This is a genomic window from Pseudophaeobacter sp. 1A09344 (genome assembly GCF_041008745.1).
In the GTDB taxonomy this organism is placed as follows: Bacteria; Pseudomonadota; Alphaproteobacteria; order Rhodobacterales; family Rhodobacteraceae; genus Phycobacter; species Phycobacter gallaeciensis_A.
In genome coordinates this window covers 52014-60062 of the sequence record NZ_JAXGFS010000019.1, presented here as the reverse complement: position 1 = coordinate 60062, position 8049 = coordinate 52014, and the positions used below count along the sequence as shown (strand labels likewise).

Genomic DNA, 8049 nt, shown 5'->3' with positions numbered 1-8049 from the left:
CCCTTACCGCGCGAGGTTACGAAGATGAATTCCTTGATCCCCGCCTCGCGAGCCTCGTCGATGGCATATTGCACCAGGGGGCGATCCACCAGCGTCATGATTTCCTTGGGCACCGATTTGGTCGCAGGCAAAAACCGTGTACCCAGACCCGCCACAGGGAAAATCGCCTTCGTCACTTTTTTACGCATGGTGTTCTCTCAATTATTTTCGGGGCATACTGCCCTCACTGGTTCCGGCCCCACAGGGTCGCGCACTTCACCTGTTGCGCAATCCCTGTCCGTTTCACCCTATACAAAAACACCAAAAAAAGGGTTTTTGATGACATTGGGCCATGTTTTGCCCCTATTCAGAGACCTGCCGTTGGCGTCCCGTTGGTTAGGCCGCCCCCATACGGGACATCATCTCCTCTATCCTGGGCACATCTTCCGGATTGTTCAGCTCCCAGAATTCGCGCCCCCGCGCGGTGACTTCGACACACAGAACCTTGCGACCGTTTTCAAGAAAACGAAGCTGCTCCAGCCCTTCCAAGGTTTCCAGCGGCCCTGTCTGCCAATCAGGATAGGCGGCAAGTGCGTCAGGACGGTAGGCGTAGACGCCCACATGGTGGAAAACTGGCGTATTTTCGCCATCCTTATAGGCATTTGCACAAAAAGGCAGCACTTCTTTGGAGAAATAGAGCGCACTGTGGTCCGCAGCGAAGACCGCAGTGGTGCCACCGACGCGGCCCGCGCGCCGATCTGCCAGAAGACTGTTGAGCGTTGCGCCATCACAGCGCAGCACCGGCGTCGCCAACCCCATGCCCGGGGCTGCGCGCAGAGCTTTGACCAAATCCTCGATGAACCAATGCGGCGTCAGCGGCGCATCCCCCTGAAGGTTCACGACGACCTCGTAGTCGCCGCCCAGCGCCGCATGGGCCTCGGCGCAGCGCTCGGTGCCGTTGGCGCAGCTTTCCGAGGTCATCACGACCTCGGCGCCAAAACCTTCTGCCGCGCTGCGAATCCTGTCGTCATCCGTCGCGACAACGACCCGGTCGACCCCATCGACAGCACAGGCCGCCCGCCAGGATCGTTCGATCAGGGTCTGCTTTTCACCGGTGGCTCCGGTCAATTCCACAAGCGGCTTGCCCGGATAGCGTGTCGACGCGTAGCGCGCGGGGATGACGATCAGGACAGACATCAGGCCTCTTTCAATTCAACGCCCGGAGCGTAAGCGATGAAAAACGGGTTCGCATAGCCCTCTTTGCCGTAAACAAGGGGGGAATGATCGTCGAAACGCACCACTTTGCCACCTGCACCCGACAGGACCGCGTGGCCGGCCGCTGTATCCCACTCCATGGTGCGGCCCACGCGGGGGTAAAGATCCGCTTCGCCGGTGGCCACGAGGCAGAACTTAAGCGAAGAGCCCGCGCTCTTCATGTCCTTGACGCTGTACTTGTTGATGTAGTCGTCGGTCGCCTGATCCCGGTGCGATTTCGAGGCCACCACCATCAGCGCCGCATTGTCGCTGGAGGCAACGCGGATCGGAGATGTGGCTCCAACAGTCTCAGGGTCAAAGGCACCGGTTTCCTCTACCGAAGAGCCATCAGCGAGAGTGAAGAACATGCGCTCCTTGGCCGGGGCATAGACGACGCCGCGGGTCGGCACGCCTTTTTCCACCAGCGCGATGTTCACGGTGAAATCGCCGCGGCGGTGAATGAATTCCTTGGTGCCATCCAGCGGGTCGACGATCAGGAAGGTGTCACCGCGTTCCTTGTGCGAGGCGCTCTGCTCTTCGGTGACCAGCATCATATCCGGGAACGCCGCACGCAGGCCTGCCGAAATCAGAGCATCCGCGGCCTCGTCAGCGGCGGTGACGGGGCTGTCGTCCGATTTCACCTTCACATCGAAATCATCCGAATTGTAGATCTCCATGATCTTGTTGCCGGCTTCGATCGCCAGCCGGCGGATCACGGGTACGAGCTCTTCATAGGTCAATTCGGCGTCTCCCAGACCAGGGGTTAATTGAAAATTTTCCTGCGCCCCCTTATGGTGGCTCTGTTTTGGAACGGCAAGCAGCCCGTCCCCCAATCCGCAACAAACGCAGATTACAGGCCACATGTTTCAGGTTCGCACGCAAAAAACGTCGGTTTCCGGACTCATCGCCATGGGCGAGGTGGTCTTTCATTCGGTCGTGCGGAGCGTACGGTCGAAACACAACAACGCACTGATCGCACTGGGGCTCAACCTGTTGCAGGCTGTTCTGTTCGTCGCGGCCTTTTACATCATGTTCGCGGTTCTGGGCATGCGCGGCTCGGCCATTCGCGGCGACTTTCTGCTTTATGTGCTGTCGGGGATCTTCCTGTTCCTCACCCATACCAAAACCGTCAGCGCCGTCGCCGGCGCAGAGGGGCCCAGCAGCCCGATGATGCAGCACGCGCCGATGAACACCATGGTGGCGATCCTGTCAGCGGCGCTTGGCTCACTTTATATCCAGGTGCTGTCGCTGCTGATCATCCTGTTCGTCTATCACGTCGCCTTTACCCCGGTGCATATCGAACAACCCATCGGCGCCTTTGGTATGGTTTTGCTGGCCTGGTTCACTGGCGCGGCGGTCGGGCTTGTTTTTCTGGTGATGAAGCCTTGGGCACCCAGCCTCGTTGGTATCTTCTCGATGATCTACCAGCGCGCCAACATGATCGCCTCGGGCAAGATGTTCCTCGCCAATACCCTGCCGACCTTCATGCTGGCCATGTTCGACTGGAACCCACTGTTCCACTGCATCGACCAGTCGCGCGGCTATGTCTTCATCAACTACAATCCCCACCACAGCACATGGCAATACGCCGCCTGGGTGGGTCTGGTGCTGGTGATGATCGGCCTGATGGGTGAATTCTACACCCGCCGCCACGTCTCGCTCAGCTGGAGCGCGCGCCGATAGTGGCGCACCCATACCACGTTCTTGCTTCGGTCAACCTGCCTGACGGCACCAACAGCATCTGCGTCGATATCTTCCGGCGGGATGATGGCTCGTTCGGGTTTGACCTGTTCCGGCGCGAACCCGAAGACGGACGCGGCTGGTTTTCTATCGGCTATTTTGGTGATCGCCGTTTCAACAGCGCCGCAGAGGCCGCGGTGACAGCCTGCGCCGACGTACATTGGCTGAAAGACGCAGCCCCCGACCTGGTCCAACGCTTTAAGTCACAACGCGCAGCGTCAGATTGAGCCGCCCACCTTTGGGCAAGAGCCGCGAAGACTTGAACCGGATCCGGTCCACCCCATGATAGGCCAGCCGCGCCTCTCCGCCCATGACCACCACGTCGCCGGAATTGAGCCAGAGCGAATCCGTCTTGCCGCCGCGTGTCGGATTGCCAAGGCGCAGCAGCCCGTCATCACCAAGGGAAATGGACACAACCGGATAGGAGAAATCCGCCTCGTCCTTGTCCTGATGCAGACCCATGCGCGCGTCTTCGCCGTAGTAGTTGATGAGACAGCAATCGGGCAGACGCTCCAACCCCGTCAGTTCCCGCCAGATGTCGAGAATCGGTTCCGGGATCGCGGGCCAGTCGCTGCCGCGCGGATGCTTTGGAGCGTAGCGGTAGCCCTCGGCGTCGGAATACCAGCCGAACGCCCCAGCCGAGGTCATGCGCACCGACATCTGCCCGCCTCCAGGCACCACAGGCGAAAACAGCGGCGCCGCCTTCAGAACCGGGCGCAACGCCGCGATCAGGTTCCGCTGCGCATCGGGGGTCAGATGGCTTTTGTAAATCTCGAACCCGCGCAGGCGCAGCTTGCTCATCGCCGTTATTCCATTCTTAACCACGGCCCATGCAAAAAAGCGCATTGAATCGTCTTTCTCGACGCGTTCAGGCGCTTGCAGGGGCAAATTCCGCTCCCTATATACGCCGTGACGCCGGGAGATGCAGACCTCCTGGCACCGAAATCGGGGTCTGGATGCCAAAACGGGTCCAGGTCTCGGGAAATCGCCTTGAAAAGAAAAGGGATCGAAAATGAGCAAAGTTATCGGGATCGACCTCGGGACCACCAACTCCTGCGTTGCCATCATGGATGGTTCGCAGCCGCGCGTGATTGAAAACGCCGAAGGGACCCGCACCACTCCGTCCATCGTCGCATTCACCGACGAAGAGCGTCTGGTTGGCCAGCCCGCCAAACGTCAGGCCGTCACCAACCCGGACAACACCATCTTCGGCGTCAAGCGCCTGATCGGCCGCCGGTTTGACGATGCGGATCTGGCAAAAGACAAGAAAAACCTGCCGTTCAACGTGATCAGCGGCGGCAATGGCGACGCATGGGTCGAAGCCAAGGGTGAGAAGTATTCGCCGAGCCAGATCTCGGCCTTCATTCTCGGCAAGATGAAAGAGACCGCGGAGTCCTACCTCGGTGAGGAAGTGACCCAGGCCGTCATCACCGTGCCTGCCTATTTCAACGACGCACAGCGTCAGGCCACCAAAGACGCAGGCAAGATCGCCGGTCTTGAAGTCCTGCGTATCATCAACGAGCCGACAGCCGCCGCGCTGGCCTATGGTCTCGACAAGGAAGACACCCAGACCATCGCGGTTTATGACCTTGGTGGTGGTACCTTCGACGTGACCATTCTGGAAATCGACGACGGCCTGTTCGAAGTGAAGTCGACCAACGGCGACACCTTCCTCGGTGGTGAAGACTTTGACATGCGCATCGTCAACTACCTCGCGGATCAGTTCAAGAAAGAGCACCAGGTCGACCTGACCAAGGACAAGATGGCCCTGCAGCGACTGAAAGAAGCCGCTGAAAAAGCCAAGATCGAACTGTCCTCCAGCTCGCAGACCGAAATCAACCAGCCGTTCATCTCGATGGATCCGTCCTCGGGCCAGCCGCTGCACATGGTCATGAAACTGACCCGCGCCAAGCTGGAAAGCCTGGTTGGCGACCTGATCAAGGCTTCGATGAAGCCCTGCGCCGCAGCTCTGAAAGACGCCGGTCTGTCCGCGTCCGACATTGATGAGGTGGTTCTGGTCGGTGGTATGACCCGGATGCCGAAAGTCATCGAAGAGGTGACCAAGTTCTTCGGTAAAGAGCCGCACAAGGGTGTGAACCCGGACGAAGTGGTCGCCATGGGCGCCGCCATTCAGGCCGGTGTTCTGCAGGGTGACGTGAAAGACGTTGTTCTGCTCGACGTGACCCCGCTGAGCTTGGGTATCGAAACCCTGGGTGGTGTCTTCACCCGCCTGATCGACCGCAACACCACTATCCCGACCAAGAAGTCGCAGGTGTTCTCGACCGCGGAAGACAATCAGAACGCCGTGACCATTCGTGTGTTCCAGGGTGAGCGCGAGATGGCTGCCGACAACAAGATGCTCGGTCAGTTCAACCTCGAGGACATCCCGCCGGCACCGCGCGGCATGCCGCAGATCGAAGTGACCTTTGACATCGACGCCAACGGTATCGTTTCGGTCGGCGCCAAGGACAAGGCGACCGGCAAAGAGCAGACGATCACCATTCAGGCTTCGGGCGGTCTGTCCGATGACGACATCGAAAAGATGGTCAAGGACGCCGAGGACAACGCCGAGGCGGACAAGGAACGCCGCGAGCTGATCGAAGCGAAGAACCAGGCCGAAAGCCTGATCCATTCGACCGAGAAGTCGCTTGAAGAGCACAGCGACAAGGTGGACCCGTCCACCGTCGAAGTGATCGAACTGGCGGTTGCCGCGCTGAAGGACGACCTGGAAAGCGACAAAGCCAATGCCGAGAAGATCAAGGCTGGCATCCAGAACGTCACCGAAGCGGCGATGAAACTGGGCGAAGCGATCTACAAGGCGCAGGCTGAAGAAGGTGAAGAAGAACCCACAGCTGCTGACGAAGCCAGCGGCCCGGGCGACGACGACATCGTGGATGCCGAATTCGAAGACCTGGACGGCGACAAACGCTAAGGTCTGAATCATTGGCTTGACCCTCGGGCCGGTCCGGACCCCGGACTGGCCCGTTTTACGTTGAGGCAGAAGGGGTAAACCGATGTCAAAACGCGACTATTACGACATTCTCGGGGTGGCCAAAGGCGCCACCGCCGAGGAAATCAAAAAAGGCTATCGCAAGAAAGCCAAGGAACTGCACCCGGATCGCAATGCCGATAACCCGGATGCCGAAGCGCAGTTCAAAGAGGCCAACGAGGCCTATGAGGTTCTGAAGGACGCCGAGAAGAAGGCAGCCTATGACCGCTATGGTCATGCCGCCTTTGAAAACGGCATGGGCGGTGGCGGCGGTCCCCGCGGCGGCCATCCGGGCGGCGGCGATTTCTCCTCGGCCTTCTCGGATGTGTTCGACGACCTGTTCGGCGACTTTATGGGGGGCCGTGGCCAGGCAGGCGGGCGTCAGCGCGCATCGCGCGGCGCGGATCTGCGCTATAACCTGCGCGTCACCCTGGAAGAGGCCTTCTCCGGGCTGCACAAGACGATCAAGGTTCCGACCTCGGTCGCCTGTACCTCCTGCGAGGGCACCGGTGCCGAAGGTGGGGTCGAACCCACCACCTGCCCGACCTGTTCGGGCATGGGCAAGGTGCGTGCGCAACAGGGCTTTTTCACGGTGGAGCGCAGCTGTCCGACCTGTTCGGGCCTGGGCCAGATCATCAAGAACCCGTGCAAAACCTGCCACGGCCATGGCCGCGTGGAAAAGGACCGCTCGCTGTCGGTGAATATTCCGGCGGGTGTGGAAACCGGCACGCGAATCCGTCTGGCTGGTGAAGGCGAGGCGGGCCTGCGCGGTGGACCTCCGGGCGATCTCTACATCTTTGTCGAGGTTTCGCCGCACGATCTGTTCGAACGCGACGGCAACAATCTTTATTGCCGGGTGCCCGTGTCGATGGCCACAGCTGCCCTGGGCGGTGCCATCGAGGTGCCGACCATCGACGGCGGCCGTGGCCGCGTCCAGATCCCCGAAGGCAGCCAGTCCGGCCGTCAGATGCGTCTGCGCGGCAAGGGTATGCCTGCGCTGCGTGGCGGTAGCCCCGGTGACATGTTCATCGAGCTGGCCGTGGAAACGCCGGTCAACCTGACCTCCCGACAAAAGGAACTGCTGCGCGAGTTCGAAGACCTCTCGGAAGAGAACACGAACCCGGAATCCCGCAGCTTCTTCTCCTCGGTCAAAAGCTTCTGGGACGGCATGAAGGGGTAATCCCTGAACCCTCCCCGGCTTTTGGGTCGAATACCATCGCAAAAACGCCCCCTCGTGGGGCGTTTTTACTTTGTGCAGCCCACCCCGCTGGCCCTTAATACCGAGGACAGGCCTGATACCTTCAACGATGGTGATCGTGGTGAAAGCTGGCGCATTCCGGGACAAGACCCTGCCACTGTTTGATTGCAGTGACGAAGCGCGCGCCGCGCTGGTGCCTGCCGGACGCCTACCGTCCTATATCAAGGATCACCGCGCCCGGCTGCGCCTGCGGTTCATGGAGGGCGGCGCGGCAGCCATGCCGGATTATGAGCTGCTGGAACTGATACTGTTCCGGTCGATCCCGCGTCAGGACGTCAAACCGCTGGCCCGCAGGCTGATGGACACCTTCGGCGATTTCAACCGGGTCATCACCGCCCCGGCAGAGCGCCTGTTGCAGGTAAAGGGCATTGGCGAAGCGGTGATCACCGACCTTAAGGTGCTGGAGGCCGCCGCCCACCGAATGGCGCGTTCCCGCATCATGCAGCGGCAGGTGCTATCCAGTTGGGATGCGCTGCTGGACTACTGCCACACCACCATGTCCCACTCTGAAGTCGAGCAGTTCCGGGTGCTGTTCCTGGACCGCAAGAACGTGCTGATCGCGGATGAGGAACAGGCCCGCGGCACCGTTGATCATGTGCCGGTCTACCCGCGCGAGGTCGCCAAGCGGGCGCTGGAGCTGAACGCCAGCGCTGTGATTCTGGTGCACAATCACCCCTCCGGCGATCCGACCCCCTCGGAAAGCGATATCAGCATGACCGCAACCATTGAGAACGCCCTGACCGCGCTTGGCATCACCCTACACGATCACCTGATCATCGGGAAATCGTCAGAACTGAGCTTTCGCAGCCACGGATATCTGTAGTGCTGG

At 60.3% G+C, this 8049-nt stretch carries 9 protein-coding genes; 5 read left to right on the top strand and 4 right to left on the bottom strand.

The window, feature by feature from the left end:
- The 3 genes from SM765_RS21995 to cysQ form a co-directional block, all read right to left on the bottom strand.
- A partial coding sequence (locus tag SM765_RS21995) for a sugar phosphate nucleotidyltransferase (RefSeq protein ID WP_368981837.1) occupies positions 1–188 on the bottom strand: 188 nt, incomplete at its 3' end.
- A gap of 187 nt (positions 189–375) precedes the next feature.
- Positions 376–1176 carry a 3-deoxy-manno-octulosonate cytidylyltransferase gene (locus tag SM765_RS21990; protein WP_274831706.1) on the bottom strand — a complete coding sequence of 267 codons (801 nt, stop codon included), beginning with the start codon at positions 1174–1176 and terminating at the stop codon, positions 376–378.
- Positions 1176–1973, bottom strand: a complete 798-nt coding sequence (gene cysQ / locus SM765_RS21985; protein ID WP_274831707.1) for a 3'(2'),5'-bisphosphate nucleotidase CysQ — start codon at positions 1971–1973, stop codon at positions 1176–1178. The genes SM765_RS21990 and cysQ overlap by 1 nt, the downstream gene beginning before the upstream one ends.
- Positions 1974–2094: 121 nt before the next feature.
- On the opposite strand from cysQ, the gene SM765_RS21980 reads away from it, so the two are divergent.
- Positions 2095–2916 carry an ABC transporter permease gene (locus tag SM765_RS21980; protein WP_065272092.1) on the top strand — a complete coding sequence of 274 codons (822 nt, stop codon included), beginning with the start codon at positions 2095–2097 and terminating at the stop codon, positions 2914–2916.
- A complete protein-coding gene (locus SM765_RS21975) occupies positions 2916–3200 on the top strand; it encodes a hypothetical protein (protein WP_065272091.1) in 285 nt (94 codons plus the stop codon). The genes SM765_RS21980 and SM765_RS21975 overlap by 1 nt, the downstream gene beginning before the upstream one ends.
- Here the strand turns inward: SM765_RS21975 and SM765_RS21970 are convergent.
- Complete coding sequence (locus tag SM765_RS21970; protein WP_274829352.1) at positions 3172–3774, bottom strand: alpha-ketoglutarate-dependent dioxygenase AlkB family protein; 603 nt, start codon at positions 3772–3774, stop codon at positions 3172–3174. The two genes, SM765_RS21975 and SM765_RS21970, sit on opposite strands and share 29 nt — an antisense overlap.
- A 211-nt stretch (positions 3775–3985) precedes the next feature.
- On the opposite strand from SM765_RS21970, the gene dnaK reads away from it, so the two are divergent.
- The 3 genes from dnaK to radC all read left to right on the top strand — a co-directional run bounded on the left by dnaK (position 3986) and on the right by radC (position 8043).
- A complete protein-coding gene (dnaK, locus tag SM765_RS21965) occupies positions 3986–5905 on the top strand; it encodes a molecular chaperone DnaK (RefSeq protein WP_065272089.1) in 1920 nt (639 codons plus the stop codon).
- 82 nt (positions 5906–5987) lie between these two features.
- Positions 5988–7142, top strand: a complete 1155-nt coding sequence (dnaJ, locus tag SM765_RS21960) for a molecular chaperone DnaJ (RefSeq protein ID WP_274837882.1) — start codon at positions 5988–5990, stop codon at positions 7140–7142.
- 139 nt (positions 7143–7281) lie between these two features.
- Positions 7282–8043 carry a RadC family protein gene (radC, locus tag SM765_RS21955; protein WP_370570789.1) on the top strand — a complete coding sequence of 254 codons (762 nt, stop codon included), beginning with the start codon at positions 7282–7284 and terminating at the stop codon, positions 8041–8043.
- The last annotated feature ends 6 nt before the right edge of the window (positions 8044–8049 follow it).